Consider the following 21,645-nt stretch of genomic DNA (forward strand, 5'->3'; position numbering starts at 1 on the left):
ACGAAAAAATCTACGCCAATCTGACGGACTTCATTTTATCAGCGATTCCTTAGATCATTGTAACAAATCCGTCATAGAATCGCAATCCGGTCTTTTCAGAAACAGGACTACTCTCCTATTTGCAAGCACAGATTTTTCAATTATACTCTTGCAGGTAATTGTTATCATTTTGTGTTATAGGAGAAAGGGAGATAGCATTATGGAACAGGAACAGAACTCACCGCAGAAGCCGCAGATGATTATTGTAAAATCAACGAAGAATGTCGGGCTTGCCGCTGGTCTCGGATTCTTCTTTGGTCCGCTCGGCATGTGCTATGCGACACTCAAAGGCGCACTCATCATGTTTCTCGTCAACATTGTAATCGGGATCTTCACACTCGGATTCGGTGTGTTCCTTACATGGCCGATCTGTGCGATCTGGGCATACATGGCGGCCAAGAAGTACAACGAGCAGCTGTACGCTGAACTCGGTTAATGCCCATTTCATTGAACTTCTGCGGGATTATGCTATAATGGACACAGTTGTAGGTGTTCTGCTCTAAAGAACGGAGGGGTTCCATGAAACATTTTTCATTTGGTACATTCCTGAGTGCGGCAGTGCTTGCGCTCGCACTGGTGATTCCGACGGGAACAGCATCCGCCGAGGAGGCCGTCTCGACGCTGACGATGAGCGGGGTCGGCTCTGCTCAGATCGCACCGGATATGGCAGAGGTCACACTCGGGGTCGTAACGGAGGCAAGGGACGCGGCGAAGGCGCACGCAGACAATGCCGCACAGGCGACGCGTGTGCAGAATGCGCTAAAGTCCCTCGGCATTGCAGAACGCGACATCCAGACCACGCGCTATGATTTCTCGCCGATCTACGATGTGAAGGACAACGGCCGCAGCGTCACGACGGGCTATACGGTAACGAATGCAGTCGTCGTCAAGGTACGGAATCTCACGAATGTGGGCAAGGTGATTGATACGGCACTCGCAAACGGCGCGAATCGCGTGGATTCCCTCGAATTCTCTGCGAGCGACCCGAATGCCGCGAAGAACGCCGCGCTTGCCGATGCCGCGCGTGATGCACGCAGCAAGGCAGATGCCGTGGCACGCGCGCTGGGGGTACGCATTGTCCGCATTCTGAATGTCTATGCAGATACGCAGTCCCACACGCCGCGCAACTATATGCCAATGATGATGGCAAAGGAGGCGTACGATGCCGCGACGCCGATCTCGGCAGGTGAGCTCTCTTTTGAAGCATCGGTGAATATCGCCTATGTCATCGAGTAAACGGGCGCGGGTCTCCGCGGTCGAGGCGATTCGCGGCATCTCGATGATGGGCGTAATCGGCATCCACATCGGCGCGGAGTACCTCGCGAATCCGTCGCCCAACATTCATCTTGTGGCGCTTTTTGACATCGGTACGCGCTTTGCCGTACCGATTTTTTTCTTTATCTCTGCGTTCGGACTGCTGTACGGACAGTCACCGACCGCACCGTTTTCCTATCGGGATTTCCTCGTGCGACGTGGGCGTGCGGTCATGATCCCCTACCTCGTATGGTCACTCTTCTACCTGATTCATGACGCATACGCCTACGGGGTTGGCTTCCCGCCACTCACGGCACTGCCGGGGATTCTCTTCTTTGGAAATGCGAAGTACCAGCTCTACTTCATGGTGATCCTGATCTGGTTCTACCTGCTGATGCCACTTTGGCGCGTCCTGCTTGCGCGTATGACCCTGCCGCTGCTTGCGGGGATTCTCGTCCTGCAAATTGCATTCGACTATTGGTCGAGTTTCAGCACGGCATTCAACCTCTATGTCTACGGGCTTCCCGAAGGGACGCTGCTGCGTGCACTGCTCTTCTACCGCCTGAACTACTGGGTGATGCACTACGTCTTTATCTTCCTGCTCGGTGGGTATGTCGCGCTCCATTTCAATGCGTTCCGCGTATGGATGGAGCGCAATACAAAGTGCCTCTATGCGCTCGGCATCGTCAGTCTCGGCGCACTCCTCGCGTGGTACTACAAGCTCATCCTCGTGGACGGCTACACGCCGCTGGAGGGCATCTACACGGCGCATCAACTCTCACCGCTCGGCATTTTCTACACGATCGGCGCAACGCTCGCACTCTTTGCGTTCTTCACGCGACTGGGGACCGAGAATGCCCTCGGGCATGCGTTCCAACTCCTCGGAAAACACTCATATTTTATCTATCTTGCACATCCCGTTGCGATTACCTATCTGCTGATGGCGATTCATGGGCAAGGCTATGTACTCACTGCGCCGCTTGCACTTGCGATGTATGCGGCGACGCTGCTGCTGACGCTCACAGGAGCAATCGTTGTGCGGAAATTCGGAGAGCGCCCGCCGATAGTGAATGAATTGACGATTGGTTTGAAACCGAAAAAGTAAATTGACAGCACAAAAGGCTGTTACACGAAGTTGAAAAACCTCGTGTAACAGCCTTTATCTTTATGTATCTATGTAATTTACAGACTGGCTTCCTTCTTTAGCAGTTCTGCCTTGTCCGTCTTCTCCCACGGCAGGTCAATATCCGTCCGTCCGAAATGCCCGTATGCCGCTGTCTGGCGGTAGATGGGACGGCGCAGGTCAAGCATCTTGATGATGCCCGCAGGACGCAGGTCAAACGTCTTCTGTACGAGTGCGACGATCTTCTCCTCGTCGATCTTGCCCGTGCCGAACGTGTCGACCATGATGGAGACGGGATGCGCAACGCCGATGGCATACGCAAGCTGGATTTCGACGCGATCCGCAAGCCCCGCCGCGACAATGTTCTTTGCAACATAGCGTGCTGCATACGCCGCACTGCGGTCAACCTTCGTGGGATCCTTGCCCGAGAACGCGCCGCCGCCGTGACGCGCCCAGCCGCCATAGGTATCGACGATGATCTTGCGCCCCGTGAGCCCGGAGTCGCCGTGCGGGCCGCCAATGACAAACTTGCCCGTCGGATTGACAAAATACTTCGTCTCTGCACGCAGAAGCTCTGCGGGAACGATCTCCTTGATGACCTTTTCAATCATATCCTTGCGGATCGTCGCAAGATCAACCGCCTCGTCGTGCTGCGTCGAGATGACAATGGTATCGACATAGACGGGCTTTCCGTCCTCATAAGCAACCGTAACCTGTGTCTTGCCGTCGGGACGCAGATATTTGAGCGTGCCGTTCTTGCGCACATCCGTCAGACGGCGTGCAAGCTTATGCGCAAGTACGGTCGTAAGCGGCATATACTCGGGCGTTTCGTTCGTCGCGTAGCCGAACATCATGCCCTGATCGCCCGCACCGATCGCCTCAGCCGCATCCATATCGCCCTCGCGGGACTCGATTGCCTGATTGACGCCCTGCGCGATGTCCGGCGACTGCTCGTCGAGCGAGACGAGGATGCCGCAGGTGTCCGCATCAAAGCCGTAGCTGGCATTCGTATAGCCGACCTCACGCACGGTCTGGCGGATGATCTTCGGAATATCCGCGTAGCACGTCGTCGAAATCTCACCGACAACGTGCGCCTGTCCCGTCGTGACGAGTGTCTCGCACGCAACGCGTCCCATCGGATCCTGTGCAAGGATCGCATCCAGAATGCTGTCCGAAATCTGGTCAGCAAGTTTGTCAGGATGCCCCTCGGTGACGGACTCGGACGTAAAGAGCATTTTTTTCATTTGGAACCTCCCTTAGTTCGTAAAAGATACTTGAGCAAAGAAAACCTCATCAAGAAAAGCCTCCCCGTTAAGACAAGGGAGACTTTTTATCGCCGCTCTCATCTCATAGGCGCTCTGCCTAAAGGAATTGGCACCGTTGGCTCATGCGCCATGGTTGCCGCAGCTTCATCGGGCCATTCCCTCCACTGCTCTGGATGAGGTATATTCTCTTCTATACGTTGCATTGTAACGAATGCACGGCGCGTTGTCAAGGACTATTTTCGCAGGACTTCCTCCAACCTGTCTAGAATCACGCCCGCAAGTTCTGCCTTCGCCATCAGTGGATGATCCTCGGCGCGTCCATCCGCATAGAAGATCTGCACATGATTCGTCGGTACACCGAAGCCCGCATCCTTCTCCGCGACATTGTTCGCGACAATAAAGTCGAGGTTCTTCTTTGCGAGTTTCCCGCGTGCATATTCCGCGACGTTCTGCGTCTCCGCCGCAAAGCCGATGAGGATCTGATGCTGCTTCTTTTGCCCCAGTTCATAGAGGATATCGGGGTTGCGCGTGAGCGTCAGCGTCAGCTCGCCGTCCGACTTCTTGATCTTATGCGCTGCGATCTCTGCGGGACGGTAGTCCGCGACCGCCGCCGCCTTAATGACCGCATCCACAGCGTCATATTCCGCGAGTACTGCTGCGTACATATCGCGCGCGCTCCGCACATCGACGCGCCGCACGCCCACAGGTGTTGCGAGCGGTGTCGGCCCCGCGACCAGCACAACCTCCGCGCCGCGCCGCGCCGCCTCGGCGGCAACCTCGAAGCCCATGCGCCCCGTCGAACGGTTGCCGAGGAAACGCACGGGATCCAGCGGCTCCTCCGTCCCCGCCGCCGTTACGAGAATGCGCCGCCCCGCAAGGCTCTGCACACGCGCAAAATGCTCCTCGACAATGCGAACGATCTCCTCCGGCGCAGGCAGTCGCCCCGCTCCCGTTGTACCACAGGCAAGCTGTCCCACAGCGGGCGGAATGATAGTCGCGCCACGTTCCGTAAGACGATGCACATTCTCCTGCGTGACGGAGTTCTCCCACATCCCCGTGTTCATCGCGGGCGCAACATAGAGCGGCGCACGCGTCGCGAGCACCGTCGTCGTCAGCATATCGTCCGCGATGCCCGCCGCTACCTTTGCGATGAAATTCGCCGTGGCGGGTGCAACAAGTACAAGCTCCGCAAACTCCGCGAGTGCAATGTGTTCGACGTGATAATGCGGCTCGCCCCACATCGTCTTAGCGACAGGCGCGCCCGTAATTTCACGGAACGTGAGCGGCGTGACAAAGGAAGTCGCCGCCCGCGTCATGATGACGCGCACATCCGCCCCCGCCTTTTTCAGACGGCTCGCAATCTCCACCGCCTTATAGGCGGCGATGCCGCCCGTCACACCGAGGACGATGCGCCGTCCTGCGAGTACGGCCACGTCAGACACTCTCTTTGCAGAGGTCATAGCTGATCTTGCCCTCGGCGATTTCCTCAAACGCATTCGTGACATTCTTCGTCGAACGCGCGCGCTCGGACTTCACGGGATCGCCCTCAAGCAGCTGACGCGCACGCTTCGCCGCGAGCACAACCATGCCGTAGCGGCTGTCCACCTTCGTCAGCAGCTCGTCCGTCGAGGGGTTGACCATGCCGATTTCCACATTCGTCTTCATTGCTGTACCTCTATAACTTTCTACATACCGTAGGATACGGTGCAATGCTCCTAAGCGAACCCTAGTGGAGCAAGTGAGGAAAGCGTGCGTTTCGCCCCCTGCGGATTTTATTCGTTCAAGCGAAGCGCGTTTGGAATCCGCAGGTATTTAGGCGAATAAGCACGCGATCACTTGCGTAACTAAGCGTTCGCGTGGAGCGTGCATCGTAAGGCTTCAAATTTCAAACTGTGCAAGATCCATATCCGCACGCAGACGCTCCGCCGCGAGAATCGTCTGAATCCGATCCGTCGCCGCCTCCACCGTATCATTGAGCACGGCATAGCGGTAACGCTTTCCGAGCCGAATCTCATCGCGTGCCGCTGCAAGGCGACGCGCAAGGCTCTCCTCCGACTCCGTCCCGCGCCCCGTAATGCGACGGCGCAGTTCCTCAAGCGACGGCGGCAGGAGAAAGATGAACGTCCCGTCGGGGCACCGCTCCATCACGTTCAGTGCACCCTGCGTGTCGATCTCGAGCAGGATGTCCTCCCCTGCCGCACGGCGCTCCTCAATTGGCGCAAGCGGCGTGCCGTAGTAGTTGCCGTACACATCCGCATACTCGAGAAAAGCCCCCGCTGCGATCATCTGCTCAAACTCCTCGCGCGTGCGGAAATAATACTCACGCCCGTCCTGCTCCCCCTCACGCGGGGCACGCGAAGTCGCGGAGACGGAGTAGGCAATGTCTGTCTCACGCGCGAGCAGCTCCTTGCAGACCGTCCCTTTTCCCGTGCCCGATGCACCCGAAATTACAATGAGAAGTCCTTTTTTCACTCTGCCGCCTCCTTCGTTGTCATGCGCCCCGCAATCGTCTCCGGCTGGAGTGCCGAGAGCACAACGTGACCGCTGTCCAGTATGATGACGGCACGCGTCCGCCGCTTGTACGTCGCATCGATGAGCCGCCCCGCGTCCCGTGCGTCCTGCACCATGCGCTTCACCGACATGGAGTTCGGTGCAACGATGGCGACCATGCGCCCCGCGAGGACGATATCACCGAACCCGATACTCACAGTCTCCATGCGTCACTCCAAATTCTGTACCTGCTCACGCAGCTTCTCGACCTCGTTCTTCATCGCGACAACAATCTGCTGCGCGGCGGCATTGTTCGCCTTCGAGCCAATCGTATTCGTCTCACGATTGATCTCCTGCAGGAGAAAATCGAGCCGCCGCCCGACCGGCTCCTCCTCGGCAAGGATCGCACGGAACTGAGCGAAATGACTTGCAAGCCGCACAAGCTCCTCCGTGATGTTCACACGGTCAGCATACAGTGCCGCCTCCTGCACAATGCGTGTTTCATCGTGCGTGACTTCCTTGAACTCCGCCAGAACATCCGCGAGATGCGCACGGTAGTCCGCCACGATCTGCGGTGCGATCTCCTTCACCTGTGCACGCTGCTCCTCAAGCCGTACAAGCCGCTTCTCAAAATCGCGTGCGATGTGTGCCCCCTCGGTAAGCCGCATCGCATCGAGTACCGTGAGTGCCTGCGCCGCTGCATCCAGAAACACCGTGCGTGCGCCCGTGATATCCGCCTGCTCACACACCGAGACCACCCCATCATACTCCGCCGTCATCCGCACGCCATCGTTTAGCGGTGCATCCACTGCGCGGGCGACCTTTCCGAGTGCCGCATAGTACGCACGCGCCAGTCCCTCGTTGACATGGACATCGTACTGCTTTTCACTGCGATCCTCGAAATTTACATAGACATCGAGCTTGCCGCGGGCAACACGCGTGCGAATGAGATCGCGCAGATCATTCTCCCACGCACCGAATGCACGCGGCATATGCGGCGCAATCTCAAGAAACCGCTGATTGACCGCCTTGATCTCAACTGTGACACGGTAGTCCGGCGTCTCCGCCGTACCCGCGCCATAGCCCGTCATGCTCCTGCGCAATGTACTCATAGTTTCCCCTGCCATACGCCCGTGAATACCGGCTCAGCGGGTCCCGTCATAAGAATATGCCCGTCCGCACGCCACTCCACATGAATGATTCCGCCGTCGACCTCGATATCCGCTGCACGGTCAAGCACACCGTTCAGCACGCCCGCCACGAGAGTCGCGCACGTCCCCGTACCGCAGGCGAGTGTGATGCCCGCGCCGCGCTCCCAGACGCGCATACGCGCATGTGTACGGCTCTTCACCTCGACGAACTCCGTATTGATCTTGCGCGGAAATGCGGGATGGTTCTCGAACTGCGCGCCCAGTTCCGAAAGAGGGAAGCTCCCTGCATCGTCCACAAAGATCACACAATGGGGATTGCCCATCGAGACACAGGTCATCTTGTACTCCGTACCGTCCACCATGAGCGGCTGCGCGATAACACGTTCCGCACCGAAGCCCGCTACGGGGATTTTCTCCCCTTCGAGCACAGGCACGCCCATATCCACCTCGATTGCCGTCACTGTGCCACCTTGCGTAATAATACGCGGCACCATCGTCCCCGCCAGCGTCTCGATTGTGAACTGCTGCGTTTTCATACGCCCGTAGTCATAGAGATACCGCGCGAAACAGCGAATGCCGTTCCCGCACATCTCCGGCTCCGACCCGTCGGGATTGAACTCACGCATCCGCACATCCGCCGTCTCCGAGGGGCAGACCACCATCAGACCATCCGCACCGATGCCGAAATGCCGATCACACATCTTTACCGCGAGTGCCGCAAAGTCAATCGGCTCTTTATCCAGAAAATCCACGACCACAAAATCGTTGCCGCAGCCCTGCCATTTTGTAAACTCCATCGATTCACCGCCTTATTGCGTGTTATTGTACTATGAAACGCCCTTGTGTGCAAGGCGCAGCGCTTGCCTATTGTATGATTGACGTGTATAATTTTCTGTAGAATATAAAAGAATACGTTTAGAATATAAAGAGGTAATACCATGAGCCTTGACGGCTTCTCCATGTCCGCCCTCATCAGCGAACTCGCAGACACACTCACAGGCGGGCGTATCGACAAAATCAATCAGCCGAATAAGCAGTCCATCGTCCTCTCCGTGCGCCAGCCCGGACAGAACCGTCTGCTCTACATCAATACGAACGCAAGCAACCCATCCGCGCATCTCATCGAGAGCGCGCCCGAGAATCCCGCCGAGCCGCCAACCTTCGTCATGCTCCTCAGGAAACAGCTCGAAACGGGACGCATTGCCGCCGTACGGCAGGAGGGACGCGACCGCATCATTCACCTCGACATCGACGTAATCGCGGGCGGCGGGCGCATCACAACGCGTACGCTGACCCTTGAACTCATCGGCAAATACAGCAACATCATCCTCCACGAGGACGGCATCATCACCGAGGCACTTCGACGCATCGGCGAGAATACAAGCCGCGTGCGCACCGTCTTCAAGGGCATTCCCTACACCCTCCCGCCCGTACAGGACAAATATGATCTCTTTGCGGCAGATATCACAGACATCATCACACGCATACAGTCGGACAGCGAGGCAAAACTCTTTCAAGCCCTTATTGGCTCTGTCCTCGGCTTTGGACCCATCTCAGCAAAGGAGATCTGCTTTCTCGCGGGGCTTGCACCGAACATCTGCGTCTCGGAACTGGACACTGCGGACTTTGCCGAGATTTCCCACGCACTCAGTGAGCTGCGAACATGGATGAAAGAGCCTGTTCCCTCCCTGCGTCTGGACGAGAACGGCAAAGTTACGGCGATGGCGGCATTTCCACTCAGCGAACTTCCCAATACACAACGCATCTCCTACCCCACGCTCAGCGCACTGATGATTGACGCGGACAAACGCCTCGGCAGCTATGTCATCCCCGACCGCGAACGCTTTCGTCGTCTCGTACGCACCGAGCTCGCGCGCGCACGCGAGAAATATGACAAGCTCGGCACAGAGATTGCAGCGGCTGAGAATGCCGAGGAGCAGAAAATCTATGCCGACAACCTGATGACCTATCAGTATCAGTACAGTGACCACGCCGACGATGAAATCACCGTCCCGAACATCTACAGCGAGACAGGCGAAACGATTACGATTCCACTCGATCGCCGCATCGGCATTATCTCGAACATGCAGGCGTACTACAAGAAATACGACAAACTGAAGCGTGCCCAACAGCTGCTCGCTGTCCAACAGGAGCACTGCATCGCGAACATCCGCCACCTTGAGAGCATCGAGGCATCCCTTGACTCCTCCACGCGTCTTGCCGAGATTGCGGAGATACAGGACGAGCTGATTACCTCGGGTTACCTCCACGAAAAGCTGCCAAAGCGCAGCAAAGACCGCCGTGCACATCCGTTCTCCTTTACCGCCCCCGATGGCAGCATTATTCTTGTCGGCAAGAACAATGTCCAGAACGACACACTCACATTTAAGACCGCCGCCCCCACGGACATCTGGCTGCACGTCCGCGACATCCCCGGCTCTCACGTCATTCTGCGGACAAACGGAGACGCACCGACGGAGCAGACACTTCATCTTGCCGCGCAGATTGCCGCACATTTCAGTAAGGCACGCGGCTCCTCGAACATTCCCGTCGACTACACCGCTGTCCGCTTCGTCAAGAAACCTTCAGGCGCCGTCCCTGGATTCGTCCGGTTCATCAACGAGAAAACACTCTTTGTCACCGAGGATGAGGAGGAACTTGCGCCGATTCTCGCACAGGATTCGACGGCAAGCACATAACGCAACAAAAAACTCCCGAAACTTTCGTTCCGGGAGTTTTTCACGATGCCACTTACACGAGCTCAATGATTGCCATCGGGGCGGCGTCGCCGCGACGGAGGCCGAGCTTCAAGATGCGGGTATAGCCGCTCTTGCGATCCGTGTATTTCTCTGCGATTTCGCCGAAGAGCTTGCGCACGACATCCTCTTCTGCCAGAGCTGCGATAGCCTGACGGCGCGCACTGAGATCGCCGCGCTTGGCGAGCGTGATGAGACTGTCGGCGAGAGAGCGGAGCTCCTTTGCCTTTGCCTCGGTCGTCTCAATACGTCCATACTTGAAGAAGGATGTGAGGATGCTCCTGAGGAGAGCCTTGCGGGCCGCGGAATTGCGTCCGAGCTTTCTCATGTGTTTCCCACTCCTATCGTTATTCGTTTTCCTGTCTCAAGGAGAGTCCAAGCTCCTCAAGTTTTTTCTTCACTTCATCCAGAGACTTGCGTCCGAGATTGCGCACCTTCATCATGTCGTCCTCGGTCTTCTGCGCGAGATCGGCAACGGTGTTGATGCCGGCGCGCTTGAGGCAGTTGAAGGAACGGACGGAAAGATCCAGATCGTCGATGGTCATCTCCAGCACCTTCGCGCTGTCGTCGACCTCCTCGGGCGGGAAGTTCGGGACTTCCTCCTCTTCCTCGATGACTGTGCCATCCATGTTCTGGAACAGGCGCAGGTGCATGACGAGAATCGCAGCCGCCTTGCTCACGGCTTCCTCCGGACGGATGGAGCCGTTCGTCCACACGTCGAGGATGAGGCGGTCGTAGTCGGTGACGTTGCCGACACGCGTATCCTCCACTGTGTAGTTGACGCGCTGCACGGGGGAGAAGATGGAGTCGATGGGGATGACGCCGATGGAGTCCTCCGCCTTCTTGTTCTTGTCCGCCGGTACATAGCCGCGTCCGCGCTCGACGGTCATCTCGATCTTGAGCTTGCCCGTCGCGTTCAGCGTTGCGATGTGAAGTTCCGGATTCAGGATCTCGATGTCGCTGCCGCATTCGATATCAGCGGCGGTGACTTCGCGTTCCCCTACCGCCTCGATGCGGATGGTATGCGGCTCACTCCCCTGCATACGAATGCAGAGCTGCTTGAGCGCGAGCACGATGCTCGTCACATCATCCCGTACGCCGGGAATCGTGGAGAATTCATGCAGCACGCCGTCGATTTGGATGGAGGTAACCGCCGCTCCATCCAGTGAGGAGAGCAGCATACGCCGCAGACTGTTGCCGAACGTCGTACCGTAGCCCGGTTCGAGCGGCTCGCAGACGAAACGCCCGTAGCGTCCGTCCTCGCTGATCTCTGCGATCTCGATTTTCGGTTTCTCGATATCTGTCATCTATGTGCCTCCTCCATAATAAACGCGTAATGCAGACACATTCACATTCATTATTTGGAGTAGAGTTCGACGATGGCCTGTTCGTTGACCGGTACGTCGATTTCCTCACGATGGGGGAAACGCGTGACCGTGCCCGTCAGATTTGCCTGATCGGCGGTCAGCCATGCGGGAGCGGAAAGGGCATTGCTGCTCTCCTTGAGCTCCTTGAAGAACGCGCTCGCGCGGCTCTTCTCGGCAACCTCGATCACGTCGCCCTCACGAACGAGTGCAGAGGGGATGTCAACGCGCTTGCCGTTCACGGTGAAATGGCCGTGACGGACGAGCTGACGTGCCTGACGGCGCGTGTTGGCAAGCCCGAGGCGGAAGACGACGTTGTCGAGACGACGCTCGAGGAGGCTCAGCAGGTTCTCACCCGTGACGCCCGACATCTTCTTCGCCTTGTCATAGTAGCCGCGGAACTGACGCTCGAGGACACCGTAGATGAACTTTGCCTTCTGCTTTTCCTTGAGCTGGAGTCCGTACTCGGAGACCTTGCGGTTCGTGCGGCGCAGCTGGCGCGTAGACTGGCGCGAGCGGCCAAGGGTGGCGGGCTCGAGACCGAGGGCGCGGCAGCGCTTGAGGACTGGTACTCTATCTATTGCCATGTTGTTTCATGCACCTCCTGTTAGACGCGGCGACGCTTCGGCGGACGGCATCCGTTGTGCGGGATGGGGGTCACGTCTTTGATCATGTTGACTTCAAGACCGGTAGCCTGCAGCGAGCGAATTGCCGCCTCACGGCCTGCACCCGGGCCCTTGACATAGACTTCGACGGACTTCAGACCATGCTCCATCGCAGCCTTTGCAGCCGTCTCTGCAGCCATCTGTGCTGCGAACGGCGTGCTCTTGCGGGAGCCACGGAAGCCGAGACCGCCGGCACTCGCCCACGAGAGGGCATTGCCGCTCTTATCGGTGAGCGTGACGATCGTGTTGTTGAATGTCGAGCTGATATGTGCAACGCCCGACTCTATGTTCTTGCGAACTTTTTTCTTGGAACGTGTTGTTTTCTTAACAGCCACCTCTACGAGCCTCCTTTACTTTTTCTTGCCTGCGACGGCCTTCTTCGGGCCCTTGCGCGTGCGCGCATTGTTCTTCGTGTTCTGTCCGCGGACAGGCAGGCCGAGACGGTGGCGGCGGCCACGGTAGCAGCCGATATCAACGAGACGCTTGATGTTCATCTGAATTTCGCGGCGAAGGTCGCCCTCCACCACGGCGTTCTTGTCGATGGCATCACGAAGCCTGACGACTTCATCCTCCGTGAGGTCGCGCGTACGGGTATCGGGGTTCACGTTCGCGATCGCGAGCAGCTTCTTCGCGGTCGTCAGGCCAATCCCGTAGATGTACGTCAGGGAAATCTCAATTCTCTTATCACGGGGCAAATCTACACCGGCAATACGTGCCATAAGTGCACCTCCTTTTATCCTTGTCTTTGTTTATGCTTGGGGTTCTCGCAAATGACCATGACACGGCCCTTGCGCTTGATGATCTTGCATTTCTCGCAGATTTTCTTGACAGACGGTCTTACCTTCACTGCGCTTGCCTCCTTCCGTCTCCTTACATTCAAGGTTCAAGTCGATCTTTTCTATTCTAGCACAGATCGTTCGATCCTGCTAGGTTTTTTCAGGACTATTTGAAGCGATATGTAATACGTCCACGAGTCAGATCGTACGGGGTGAGTTCGATGGTTACCTTGTCGCCCGGCAGAATACGGATGAAGTTCATGCGTATCTTTCCGGAAACATGAGCTAGGACGACGTGTCCGTTCTCAAGTTCGACCTGGAACATCGCATTGGGAAGCTTCTCGACGACTCTTCCCTCTACCTCGATGACATCCTGTTTTGACATACTTCCCTTTCGCTCCTTTTACGCCTCAAGGACGGCGGCGAGATCCGCCTCGACCTTTGCGATGTCCTGTCTGCCGTCGATCTCCTTGTAGACGCCCGCCTTCGTGTAGTAGTCGATGAGTGGGCGCGTGGAGGATTCATAGACGGAAAGACGGCTCTTCATGGTCTCTTCGCTGTCGTCGGCACGCTGATAGGTCGTGCCGCCGCAGTCATCGCAGACATTTTCAACCTTCGTCGGGTTGAACTTCACATGGAAGGAATGTCCGCAGCTCTTGCAGATCCGGCGGCCAACGGCACGCTCGATGAGATCGGCAGCCGGGACGTTGATGTTGAGAACGCCCGTGAGCTTGATGCCGTTATCGGCAAGAATCTCCGTGAGTGCATCCGCCTGCTCGACCGTGCGCGGAAAACCATCGAGGATAAATCCCTTCTGGCAGTCCGGCTTGCTGAGACGCTCGCGCACAATGCCGATTGTCACCTCATCGGGGACAAGGTTGCCCGCGTCCATGTAGGACTTTGCCTCTTTGCCGAGCGGAGTGCCCTCTTTCACGGCTTCACGAAACATATCGCCCGTGGAGATATGCAGGATACCGTATCGCTTTACGAGGTTTGCCGCCTGCGTGCCCTTGCCGGCACCCGGGGGCCCCATCAAAATGATGTGCATTGCTCAATCTCCTTACGTTATTTCATAAAGCCTTCGTAGTGGCGCATGACGACCATCGACTCGATCTGCTTCATCGTCTGGAGGGCAACGCCCACAACGATGAGAAGAGCCGTGCCGCCGAAGTACACGCCCTGAATGTTCGTCGCACCTGCCACCATGTTTGGCAGCACCGCGATGAATGCGAGGAAGAATGCCCCCGCGAGCGTGATGCGCGTGAGTACATAGTCAAGATAATCCGCCGTCGCCTGTCCGGGACGAAGCCCCGGCACGAATCCGCCGTATTTCTTGAGATTGTCTGCCATATCCGGAATCTTCACTGTCACCGACGTATAGAAGTAGGTGAAGAAGATAATCATCAGGACGTACAGCGTAGTCTGGAGTGGTTTGCCCCACTCGAGGTATGCCGCCGCTGTCTTGACCCACGGAATGTCGATGAACTGTGCAACCGTAATCGGGAACATGAGCACCGACGAGGCAAAGATGATCGGGATAACGCCCGCCTGGTTCACCTTGAACGGAATGTGGCTCGAGTGTCCACTCCCCACGCGGCCGCCCACGAGACGTTTTGCGTATGTAATCGGCACGCGGCGAAAGCCCGTTTCGATGTGGATGACAAAGACGATCATCGCAAGCGCGATGACAGCAAATGCGAACACGCTGAAGTAGCTGATCGTGCCCGCCTTGACATAGGCATAGATCGTGCCGATGTTCTTCGGCAGTGCCGCAACGATACCGGCAAAGATAATCAGAGAGATTCCATTGCCGACACCGTTTGCCGTGATCTGTTCGCCCAGCCACATCAGGAACACTGTCCCCGCTGTGAGCGTAATAGCAATGATGAGGATGTTCACGGGACTTGGGTTGAGAATCGCACTTTTGAGACCGATGGACATACCGATCGCCTGAAAGAATGCGAGTCCCACCGTAAGATACCGCGTGACCTTCGTTGTCTTCTTGTGCCCCTCCGCGCCTTCCTTTGACCACTGCTCAAGCGTCGGTACAACGACGTTGAGCAGCTGCATAATGATGGCTGCGTTGATGTAGGGCGTAATGCTCATCGCAAAGACGGAGAATTTACTGAACGCACCACCCGAGAAGAGATCGAGCAGTCCGAACAGGGTTCCCTGCGCAAAGAGCTGCTCGATCGCCGTCGGATCGACGCCGGGCACGGGGATGTGCGTCCCCATGCGGAACACGGCGAACATGATGAGGGTGAATACGATCTTCTGCCGCAGTTCCGGGATCTGGAAGATGTTTCCAAGGGCTTGGAGCACCTTAGATCACCTCGACTTTGCCGCCTGCCGCTGCGATTTTCTCTGCCGCCCCCTGCGTAAAGCCCTGTGCGCGAACGGTGAGGTTCTTCGCCGTAAGCTCGCCGTCGCCGAGGATGCGGATACCGTCACGAACGTTCTTGAGGATGCCCGCCTCAATGAGTGCAACGCGATCAACCGTTGCGCCATCCTCGAAGCAGTTCAGGCTGCCAACGTTCACCTCGGCAAAGGTCTTTGCCCAGATGTTCTTGAAGCCACGCTTCGGGAGACGACGGTAGAGAGGCATCTGACCGCCCTCAAAGCCGCTGCGGACACCGCCGCCGGCACGAGACTTCTGTCCCTTCATGCCACGCGTCGAGGTCTTGCCCATGCCGGAGCCGATGCCGCGGCCAACGCGCTTACGCGTGACACGCGAGCCCTCAGCCGGCTGTAATTCATGCAGTTTCATAGATGTTTGCCTCCCCTCTTCAGTCTGCAATCTCTTCCACCGTGATGAGGTGGGAGACCTTGTGAAGCTGCCCACGCACGGCGGGCGTGTCGGGAAGCTCGGTAACGGAGTTGCGCTTACGCAGTCCGAGCGATTTCACAGTCTTGCGCTGCGTCTCAGGACGACCGATCAAGCTGCGTGTCAGCGTTACTCTGACTTTTGCCATGTTCGTTCCTCCTTATCAGCCAAAAATCTCGCGCACGGTCTTGCCGCGCAGTGCTGCCACATCGGCGGGGTTCTTGAGGCCGATGAGACCTTCCATCGTCGCGCGAACCATGTTGTTCGGGTTGGACGTGCCGAGCGACTTCGTGAGGATGTCACGCACGCCCGCGAGCTCGAGCACCGCACGCGCAGGGCCGCCGGCAATGACACCGGTACCTTTGGCAGCGGGCTTCAGAAGCACGCGGCCGGCACCGAAGATGCCCGTGATCTCATGCGGGATCGTGCGCTCGTCGCGCAGCGGAACCTCGATCAGGCTCTTCTTTGCGTCCTCGACACCCTTGCGGATTGCCTCGGGCACCTCAGCGGCCTTGCCGAGACCGAAACCGACCTTGCCCTTCTTGTTGCCAACGACAACAAGTGCGCTGAAGGAGGAGCGTCGGCCGCCCTTGACAACCTTCGATACGCGGTTGATGAATACGACACGCTCTTCGAACTCCGGCGTCTCGTTTTCGTTGTTATGTCTAGCCATGCTTTCCCTCCTTTAGAATTTCAGGCCTGCTTCGCGTGCCGCCTCAGCGAGAGCAGCGACGCGGCCATGATAGATGTAGCCGCCGCGGTCAAAGACGACCTCGGTGATGCCCTTTTCGAGGGCTTTCTTCGCAACAGCAGCGCCGATTGCCTTTGCTGCCTCGACGTTGCCGCCGTACTGGGAGAAGTCCTTGTCCTTGGAGCTCGCGGAGACGAGCGTCACGCCCTTTTCATCGTCGATGATCTGTGCGTAGATGTTCTTGAGGCTGCGGAATACATTGAGGCGCGGACGTGCCGCAGTGCCTGCAATGTGATTGCGCACGCGCAGATGGCGCTTCTGGCGCGCCTTATTCTTATCCTGCTTGATAAGCACAGTGTGTCACTCCTCTCCTTCTTATTTCTTGCCCTTCGCGCCGGCTTTGCCTTCCTTGCGGCGGACATGCTCTCCGGCGTACTTGATGCCCTTGCCCTTGTACGGCTCCGGCTCACGATGTGCGCGGATCTCTGCTGCTACCTGGCCGACGTCTTCCTTGTTAATGCCGGAGATCGTGATGACCGTAGCAGAGGGGCACTCAAACGTGATGCCCTCGGGCGGCACAACGACAACGGGATGCGAGAAGCCGAGCGAGAGATTGAGGTTCTTGCCCTGCTTTGCCGCACGGTAGCCGACGCCGCTGATCTCAAGGGTCTTCGTGAAGCCCTCCGACACGCCGACCACCATGTTGTTGATGAGCGTGCGGGAAAGGCCGTGGAGCGACCTGTGCATTTTATCGTCCGAAGGACGGGTGACGGTTACGACACCTTCCTCGACGGTTATTTTCATATCCGGATGGATCTCGCGCGAAAGCTCGCCCTTCGGGCCCTTCACTTTCACGAGATTATCCGCACCGACCGTGACGGTAACGCCAGACGGAATGTGAATCGGTGCTCTTCCAATTCTTGACATTGTTACACCTCCTGCCTGTGCATTACCATACGAATGCGAGAACTTCGCCGCCGAGCCCCGCCTTACGAGCATCCTTGTCGCTCATGATCCCCTTTGAGGTGGAGATCACGGAGATGCCAAGGCCGCCGTAGACACGCGGGAGCGCATCGTGCTTTGCATACTGACGAAGTCCGGGCTTGGAAACGCGCTTCAGGCCGGAGATAACGTGCTCACGCTTGGCTCCATACTTCAGCGTGACGGTGAGAACGCCCTGCTTGCCGTCCTCCTGGAAGGAGTAGTCCTTGATGAAGCCTTCCTTTTTCAAGACCTCGGCGATTGCCGTCTTGACCTTCGACCCGGGGATCGCCACGCTCTCGTGGTAGACCGAGTTCGCGTTGCGGATGCGGGTCAGCATATCTGCAATAGGATCAGTCATTGCCATGAATCGATATCCTCCTTTGACTTTTTGTTACCAGCTTGCCTTCGTTACACCAGGGATGGCGCCCTTGTAACTCTGCTCACGGAAGCAGATACGGCACATATCGAATTTGCGGATGTAGCCGTGCGGACGTCCGCAGATCTTGCAGCGGTTGTACTTGCGTGTCGAGAACTTGGGCTCTTTGCTCCACTTCTCAATCATTGCCTTCTTTGCCACAGTTGTTCCTCCTAGCCCGTTACGCGCGGAACGGCATACCCATGAGACGGAGGAGCTCTTTTGCCTCTTCGTCCGTATGCGCGCTCGTAACGATGACGATGTTCATGCCGCGAATCTTGTCGATCTTGTCGTAGTCAATCTCGGGGAAGATGAGCTGCTCACGCAGACCAACGGCATAGTTGCCGCGGCCGTCGAAAGCCTTCTCGCTGACCCCGCGGAAATCGCGGACGCGCGGAAGTGCGACATTCATGAACTTGTCGAGGAACTGGTACATACGCGTGCCGCGCAGCGTGACCTTGCAGCCGATCGGCATGCCCTCGCGGAGCTTCCACGCAGCGAGCGACTTCTTCGCACGCGTGAGCTGGGGCTTCTGACCTGCGATGGCGGTGAGATCCGTCACAGCGGCATCGAGTGCCTTCGGGTTGCCGACAGCCTCGCCGACGCCCATGTTGATGATGACCTTCTCCACCTTCGGGAGCTGCATGACGTTCTTATAGCCGAACTTCTCCGTCAGAGCCGGTGCAACTTCCTTCTGATACTTTTCCTTGAGTCTTTCCACTTTGCGTATTCCTCCTTTCCGCTAAAGATTACTGCTCGATGGGCTCGCCGCACTTCTTGCAGGCGCGCACCTTACGCTCACCGATGATGCGGTGCGCAACGCGCGTTGCCTTGCCGCACGCGGGGCAGACGAGCTGCACCTTCGATGCGAACAGCGGTGCCTCCTTCGTGATGACACCGCCCTGCGGTGCGCTCTGGCTCGGCTTCGTGTGACGCTTCACCTTGTTCACGCCCTCAACGATGACCTTGCCCTTCTTCGGCTGAGCCTCGATGACCTTGCCCTGCTTACCCTTATCCTTACCGGAAAGAACGACGACCGTATCGCCCTTCTTGACGTTCAGTTTTGCCAGCGACAAAATAACACCTCCTCCTTAAAGAACTTCGGGCGCGAGCGAGACGATCTTCATGAAGTCCTTCTCGCGCAGCTCGCGTGCGACAGGTCCGAAAATACGCGTTCCGCGCGGCGTGTGGTCGTCCTTGATGATGACGGCCGCATTCTCGTCGAAGCGGATGTAGGAACCGTCCGGACGACGCAGTCCCTTGACGCTGCGGACGACAACCGCCTTGACGACGTCGCCCTTCTTCACCGTGCCGCCCGGCGCTACCGCCTTGACGGAGGCGACGATGATGTCGCCGATGTTGGCATACTTGCGGTACGAGCCGCCCAGTACACGAATGCAGAGGATTTCCTTCGCTCCTGTGTTATCGCCGACATTCAGGATTGTTTCCTGCTGTATCATTGATTCTGTTCCTCCTTACTTCGCGCGCTCGACGATCTCGACCACGCGCCAACGCTTCGTCTTGGAGAGCGGGCGCGTCTCCATGATGGAGACACGGTCGCCGACGTGCGCGTCGTTCTTCTCGTCATGCGCGTGGAACTTCACCGTCTTCTTAACCGGCTTCTTATACATCTTGTGCTGCTCGAGCTCCTCGACAGCAACGACAACGGTCTTGTCCATCTTGTCGGACACGACCTTGCCGATTCTCACTTTGCGTACGTTTCTATCGCTCATCTATGTGAGCCTCCTTCCTTCTGCGTATCTGTACAAATGTCCGTAATTTAGATTTAGGCGTTTGCCTGCTCGCGCTGAATGGTCTTGATGCGGGCAATCGTCTTCTTTACGTCCTTGATACGCATCGGGTTATCGAGCTGTCCGGTGGCGTGCTGAAAACGGAGGCCAAAGAGCTCTTCCTTGAGCGACGCGAGTTTTTCCGTGAGCTCGTCGGCACTCAGACCGCGGATCTCATCAACCTTCATTCACTTCACCGCCCTCTAATTCTTCGCGTACGACGAACTTCGTCTTGATCGGGAGCTTGTGACCGGCAAGGCGCATTGCCTCTGCCGCAACGTCGCGTGCCACGCCGTCCATCTCGAAGAGGACGCGGCCCGGCTTTACAACAGCTACCCAGTACTCGGGCGAGCCCTTACCGGAACCCATGCGGGTCTCTGCCGGCTTCGCCGTAACCGGCTTGTCCGGGAAAATCTTGATCCAGACCTTGCCGCCGCGCTTGATGTAACGCGTCATCGCGATACGCGCAGCCTCAATCTGGCGATTCGTGATCCATGCCGGCTCCAGAGCGACGAGACCATACTGGCCGTGGCTGACTGTGTTGCCGCGCTGTGCCTTGCCCTTCATGCGTCCGCGGAACTGCTTGCGGTACTTAACACGCTTTGGGAGTAACATTACGCCTCGCTCCTTTCCTTATTGTTCTTCGGTGCCTGCTTCTTGTCGGGGAGAACCTCGCCCTTAAAGATCCAGACCTTGATGCCGATACGGCCATACGTCGTATGAGCCTCAGCGGTTCCGTAGTCGATGTCTGCACGGAGTGTGTGCAGGGGGATGCTGCCCTCGCGATAGGACTCGCGGCGTGCGATCTCCGCACCGCCGAGACGACCGCTGACGGCGATCTTGATGCCCTTCGCGCCGAGACGCATCGTACGGCCGACCGCCTGCTTCATTGCGCGGCGGAAGGCAATGCGGCGCTCAAGCTGTGCCGCAATGTTCTCGGCGACAAGCGTCGCGTCGAGATCCGGCTGCTTGATCTCTGCAATATTGATGTCAACGCGCTTCTCGGTGAGGTTCTTGAGCCCCTCTTTGATCTGCTCAATGCCAGAACCCCCGCGTCCGATGACCATACCCGGCTTTGCCGTATGGATCGTGAGCTTCAGACGGTTCTTGCTGCGCTCCGTCTCCACGCGGGGAACACCTGCGGTCTGGAGGCTCTTCTTGAGGTAATCGCGAATCTTGATGTCCTCATGCAGATTCTGCGCGAAATCCTTGTCTGCATACCAGCGGGCATCCCAGTCCTTGACGATGCCAAGGCGAATGCCATGGGGATTTACTTTCTGACCCAAACTGTTTCCCTCCTATTACTTTTCGTTTACGGCAACCGTGATGTGGGACGTGTGCTTCAAAATCTTGAACGCCTGTCCACGCGAACGCGGATGAATGCGCTTCAAGGTCGGGCCCTGGTCAACGAAAGCTGAGGAAATGAACAGTCGATCCACATCCATGTCGAAGTTGTTCTCCGCATTTGCAACAGCAGAGCGGAGCACCTTCTCCACGGCGTCCGCGCCGACCTTCGGCGTGAACTTCAGGATCGCGAGAGCGTCAGCAACGCTCTTGCCGCGCACAAGGTTCATCACAATGCGAACCTTGCGCGGTGCGATACGGATGTATTTGGCCGTAGCCTTTACTTCCTGTGCCACGAATCGTCCTCCTCTCTATCAGCGCAGCGAGGTCTTGCGCTCTTCGCCCGCATGACCCTTGAATGTACGCGTCGGCGCAAACTCGCCGAGCTTATGTCCGACCATATCCTCCGTGACGTAGACGGGGACATGCTTGCGTCCGTCATGGACAGCGATCGTGTGGCCGACGAAATCCGGGAAGATCGTCGAGCTGCGCGACCATGTGCGCACAACCTTCTTCTCGTTCTTTTCGTTGAGCGCATCGATCTTCTTCATCAGGCTCTCTGCGACGAAAGGCCCTTTCTTAATCGATCTTGACAAAGTTTTTCCTCCTTTCGCCGGACTGTAATCAATCCGACGAGGTTCTATCTGCAAGTTGCGGTGTTAAGGAAGCACTGATAAATTCAGCCGCGCCATCTTGACGCATCTTTTTTGCCCG

Annotated in this window: 36 protein-coding genes and 1 riboswitch; of the genes, 4 read left to right on the plus strand and 32 right to left on the minus strand. The window is 57.3% G+C overall.

Going from position 1 to position 21,645, the window contains the following annotated elements:
- Positions 1 to 199: 199 nt before the first annotated feature.
- From ACO6BQ_RS07045 to ACO6BQ_RS07055, 3 genes are all read left to right on the plus strand, one after another.
- A complete protein-coding gene (locus ACO6BQ_RS07045) occupies positions 200 to 475 on the plus strand; it encodes a hypothetical protein (protein WP_009441238.1) in 276 nt (91 codons plus the stop codon).
- An 83-nt stretch (positions 476 to 558) separates the two neighbouring features.
- Positions 559 to 1,275, plus strand: coding sequence for an SIMPL domain-containing protein (locus tag ACO6BQ_RS07050; RefSeq protein WP_489120185.1), 717 nt, complete (start codon positions 559 to 561; stop codon positions 1,273 to 1,275).
- Positions 1,262 to 2,398: an acyltransferase gene (locus ACO6BQ_RS07055; protein ID WP_489120186.1), complete on the plus strand. Its 1,137-nt coding sequence runs from the start codon at positions 1,262 to 1,264 to the stop codon at positions 2,396 to 2,398. Before ACO6BQ_RS07050 ends, ACO6BQ_RS07055 begins: the two co-directional genes overlap by 14 nt.
- Before the next feature lie 77 nt (positions 2,399 to 2,475).
- On the opposite strand, the gene metK is transcribed toward ACO6BQ_RS07055, so the two are convergent.
- From metK to dapF, 7 genes are all read right to left on the minus strand, one after another.
- Positions 2,476 to 3,660, minus strand: a complete 1,185-nt coding sequence (gene metK / locus ACO6BQ_RS07060) for a methionine adenosyltransferase (RefSeq protein WP_489120187.1) — start codon at positions 3,658 to 3,660, stop codon at positions 2,476 to 2,478.
- Between the two features lie 95 nt (positions 3,661 to 3,755).
- Positions 3,756 to 3,861, minus strand: a riboswitch (SAM riboswitch).
- A gap of 53 nt (positions 3,862 to 3,914) precedes the next feature.
- Positions 3,915 to 5,114, minus strand: a complete 1,200-nt coding sequence (gene coaBC / locus ACO6BQ_RS07065) for a bifunctional phosphopantothenoylcysteine decarboxylase/phosphopantothenate--cysteine ligase CoaBC (RefSeq protein WP_489120188.1) — start codon at positions 5,112 to 5,114, stop codon at positions 3,915 to 3,917.
- Position 5,115: 1 nt separating this feature from the next.
- Complete coding sequence (gene rpoZ / locus ACO6BQ_RS07070; protein ID WP_066846758.1) at positions 5,116 to 5,346, minus strand: DNA-directed RNA polymerase subunit omega; 231 nt, start codon at positions 5,344 to 5,346, stop codon at positions 5,116 to 5,118.
- A gap of 213 nt (positions 5,347 to 5,559) precedes the next feature.
- The gene (gmk, locus tag ACO6BQ_RS07075) at positions 5,560 to 6,153 is read right to left on the minus strand and encodes a guanylate kinase (protein WP_489120189.1); all 594 of its coding nucleotides are present in this window, start codon (positions 6,151 to 6,153) and stop codon (positions 5,560 to 5,562) included.
- Positions 6,150 to 6,398, minus strand: a complete 249-nt coding sequence (locus tag ACO6BQ_RS07080; protein WP_489120190.1) for a DUF370 domain-containing protein — start codon at positions 6,396 to 6,398, stop codon at positions 6,150 to 6,152. Before ACO6BQ_RS07080 ends, gmk begins: the two co-directional genes overlap by 4 nt.
- A 3-nt stretch (positions 6,399 to 6,401) precedes the next feature.
- The gene (locus ACO6BQ_RS07085) at positions 6,402 to 7,283 is read right to left on the minus strand and encodes a YicC/YloC family endoribonuclease (protein ID WP_489120191.1); all 882 of its coding nucleotides are present in this window, start codon (positions 7,281 to 7,283) and stop codon (positions 6,402 to 6,404) included.
- A complete protein-coding gene (gene dapF / locus ACO6BQ_RS07090; RefSeq protein ID WP_489120192.1) occupies positions 7,280 to 8,119 on the minus strand; it encodes a diaminopimelate epimerase in 840 nt (279 codons plus the stop codon). The genes ACO6BQ_RS07085 and dapF overlap by 4 nt, the downstream gene beginning before the upstream one ends.
- 141 nt (positions 8,120 to 8,260) lie before the next feature.
- On the opposite strand from dapF, the gene ACO6BQ_RS07095 reads away from it, so the two are divergent.
- A complete protein-coding gene (locus ACO6BQ_RS07095; RefSeq protein WP_489120193.1) occupies positions 8,261 to 10,021 on the plus strand; it encodes an Rqc2 family fibronectin-binding protein in 1,761 nt (586 codons plus the stop codon).
- A 52-nt stretch (positions 10,022 to 10,073) separates the two neighbouring features.
- On the opposite strand, the gene rplQ is transcribed toward ACO6BQ_RS07095, so the two are convergent.
- From rplQ to rpsS, 25 genes are all read right to left on the minus strand, one after another.
- The gene (rplQ, locus tag ACO6BQ_RS07100) at positions 10,074 to 10,406 is read right to left on the minus strand and encodes a 50S ribosomal protein L17 (protein ID WP_489120194.1); all 333 of its coding nucleotides are present in this window, start codon (positions 10,404 to 10,406) and stop codon (positions 10,074 to 10,076) included.
- A 19-nt stretch (positions 10,407 to 10,425) separates the two neighbouring features.
- Positions 10,426 to 11,385: a DNA-directed RNA polymerase subunit alpha gene (locus tag ACO6BQ_RS07105; RefSeq protein ID WP_489120195.1), complete on the minus strand. Its 960-nt coding sequence runs from the start codon at positions 11,383 to 11,385 to the stop codon at positions 10,426 to 10,428.
- A gap of 50 nt (positions 11,386 to 11,435) precedes the next feature.
- Positions 11,436 to 12,029, minus strand: coding sequence for a 30S ribosomal protein S4 (gene rpsD / locus ACO6BQ_RS07110; RefSeq protein ID WP_006692902.1), 594 nt, complete (start codon positions 12,027 to 12,029; stop codon positions 11,436 to 11,438).
- Positions 12,030 to 12,049: 20 nt separating this feature from the next.
- Positions 12,050 to 12,442 carry a 30S ribosomal protein S11 gene (gene rpsK / locus ACO6BQ_RS07115; protein ID WP_006307536.1) on the minus strand — a complete coding sequence of 131 codons (393 nt, stop codon included), beginning with the start codon at positions 12,440 to 12,442 and terminating at the stop codon, positions 12,050 to 12,052.
- 15 nt (positions 12,443 to 12,457) lie between these two features.
- Positions 12,458 to 12,826, minus strand: coding sequence for a 30S ribosomal protein S13 (gene rpsM / locus ACO6BQ_RS07120; RefSeq protein WP_006307537.1), 369 nt, complete (start codon positions 12,824 to 12,826; stop codon positions 12,458 to 12,460).
- A gap of 14 nt (positions 12,827 to 12,840) precedes the next feature.
- Positions 12,841 to 12,954: a 50S ribosomal protein L36 gene (gene rpmJ / locus ACO6BQ_RS07125; RefSeq protein ID WP_006307538.1), complete on the minus strand. Its 114-nt coding sequence runs from the start codon at positions 12,952 to 12,954 to the stop codon at positions 12,841 to 12,843.
- A gap of 95 nt (positions 12,955 to 13,049) precedes the next feature.
- The gene (infA, locus tag ACO6BQ_RS07130) at positions 13,050 to 13,268 is read right to left on the minus strand and encodes a translation initiation factor IF-1 (RefSeq protein ID WP_006307539.1); all 219 of its coding nucleotides are present in this window, start codon (positions 13,266 to 13,268) and stop codon (positions 13,050 to 13,052) included.
- Between the two features lie 18 nt (positions 13,269 to 13,286).
- Complete coding sequence (locus tag ACO6BQ_RS07135; protein ID WP_489120196.1) at positions 13,287 to 13,931, minus strand: adenylate kinase; 645 nt, start codon at positions 13,929 to 13,931, stop codon at positions 13,287 to 13,289.
- A 17-nt stretch (positions 13,932 to 13,948) separates the two neighbouring features.
- The gene (gene secY, locus ACO6BQ_RS07140; RefSeq protein WP_489120197.1) at positions 13,949 to 15,205 is read right to left on the minus strand and encodes a preprotein translocase subunit SecY; all 1,257 of its coding nucleotides are present in this window, start codon (positions 15,203 to 15,205) and stop codon (positions 13,949 to 13,951) included.
- Between the two features lies 1 nt (position 15,206).
- Positions 15,207 to 15,650 carry a 50S ribosomal protein L15 gene (gene rplO / locus ACO6BQ_RS07145; protein WP_489120198.1) on the minus strand — a complete coding sequence of 148 codons (444 nt, stop codon included), beginning with the start codon at positions 15,648 to 15,650 and terminating at the stop codon, positions 15,207 to 15,209.
- A gap of 19 nt (positions 15,651 to 15,669) precedes the next feature.
- A complete protein-coding gene (rpmD, locus tag ACO6BQ_RS07150; RefSeq protein WP_006692907.1) occupies positions 15,670 to 15,855 on the minus strand; it encodes a 50S ribosomal protein L30 in 186 nt (61 codons plus the stop codon).
- 15 nt (positions 15,856 to 15,870) lie between these two features.
- On the minus strand, positions 15,871 to 16,380 hold the full coding sequence (rpsE, locus tag ACO6BQ_RS07155; RefSeq protein WP_066846724.1) for a 30S ribosomal protein S5: 510 nt from the start codon (positions 16,378 to 16,380) through the stop codon (positions 15,871 to 15,873).
- Between the two features lie 12 nt (positions 16,381 to 16,392).
- Positions 16,393 to 16,752, minus strand: a complete 360-nt coding sequence (gene rplR / locus ACO6BQ_RS07160; protein WP_006692909.1) for a 50S ribosomal protein L18 — start codon at positions 16,750 to 16,752, stop codon at positions 16,393 to 16,395.
- 21 nt (positions 16,753 to 16,773) lie between these two features.
- A complete protein-coding gene (rplF, locus tag ACO6BQ_RS07165) occupies positions 16,774 to 17,325 on the minus strand; it encodes a 50S ribosomal protein L6 (protein ID WP_489120199.1) in 552 nt (183 codons plus the stop codon).
- A 22-nt stretch (positions 17,326 to 17,347) separates the two neighbouring features.
- Positions 17,348 to 17,746, minus strand: a complete 399-nt coding sequence (rpsH, locus tag ACO6BQ_RS07170) for a 30S ribosomal protein S8 (RefSeq protein WP_006307547.1) — start codon at positions 17,744 to 17,746, stop codon at positions 17,348 to 17,350.
- Positions 17,747 to 17,773: 27 nt separating this feature from the next.
- A complete protein-coding gene (locus tag ACO6BQ_RS07175) occupies positions 17,774 to 17,959 on the minus strand; it encodes a type Z 30S ribosomal protein S14 (RefSeq protein WP_006307548.1) in 186 nt (61 codons plus the stop codon).
- A gap of 19 nt (positions 17,960 to 17,978) precedes the next feature.
- Entirely contained in the window at positions 17,979 to 18,518 is a 540-nt protein-coding gene (gene rplE, locus ACO6BQ_RS07180; protein ID WP_006307549.1) for a 50S ribosomal protein L5, read from the minus strand.
- Positions 18,519 to 18,546: 28 nt separating this feature from the next.
- Positions 18,547 to 18,873: a 50S ribosomal protein L24 gene (rplX, locus tag ACO6BQ_RS07185; protein WP_489120200.1), complete on the minus strand. Its 327-nt coding sequence runs from the start codon at positions 18,871 to 18,873 to the stop codon at positions 18,547 to 18,549.
- Positions 18,874 to 18,888: 15 nt separating this feature from the next.
- Positions 18,889 to 19,257, minus strand: coding sequence for a 50S ribosomal protein L14 (gene rplN, locus ACO6BQ_RS07190; RefSeq protein ID WP_489120201.1), 369 nt, complete (start codon positions 19,255 to 19,257; stop codon positions 18,889 to 18,891).
- A 15-nt stretch (positions 19,258 to 19,272) separates the two neighbouring features.
- Positions 19,273 to 19,530 (minus strand): 30S ribosomal protein S17, encoded by a 258-nt coding sequence (gene rpsQ, locus ACO6BQ_RS07195; protein ID WP_315436763.1) that lies wholly within the window; start codon positions 19,528 to 19,530, stop codon positions 19,273 to 19,275.
- A gap of 53 nt (positions 19,531 to 19,583) precedes the next feature.
- Positions 19,584 to 19,775 (minus strand): 50S ribosomal protein L29, encoded by a 192-nt coding sequence (gene rpmC, locus ACO6BQ_RS07200; RefSeq protein ID WP_006307553.1) that lies wholly within the window; start codon positions 19,773 to 19,775, stop codon positions 19,584 to 19,586.
- Complete coding sequence (gene rplP, locus ACO6BQ_RS07205; protein WP_009349623.1) at positions 19,765 to 20,202, minus strand: 50S ribosomal protein L16; 438 nt, start codon at positions 20,200 to 20,202, stop codon at positions 19,765 to 19,767. Before rplP ends, rpmC begins: the two co-directional genes overlap by 11 nt.
- The gene (gene rpsC, locus ACO6BQ_RS07210; protein ID WP_006692914.1) at positions 20,202 to 20,873 is read right to left on the minus strand and encodes a 30S ribosomal protein S3; all 672 of its coding nucleotides are present in this window, start codon (positions 20,871 to 20,873) and stop codon (positions 20,202 to 20,204) included. Before rpsC ends, rplP begins: the two co-directional genes overlap by 1 nt.
- Positions 20,874 to 20,888: 15 nt before the next feature.
- Entirely contained in the window at positions 20,889 to 21,227 is a 339-nt protein-coding gene (gene rplV / locus ACO6BQ_RS07215) for a 50S ribosomal protein L22 (protein WP_006307561.1), read from the minus strand.
- Between the two features lie 18 nt (positions 21,228 to 21,245).
- The gene (gene rpsS / locus ACO6BQ_RS07220) at positions 21,246 to 21,527 is read right to left on the minus strand and encodes a 30S ribosomal protein S19 (protein WP_006307562.1); all 282 of its coding nucleotides are present in this window, start codon (positions 21,525 to 21,527) and stop codon (positions 21,246 to 21,248) included.
- Positions 21,528 to 21,645 lie beyond the last annotated feature (118 nt).

Source organism: Centipeda sp. (in: firmicutes) (genome assembly GCF_057271695.1).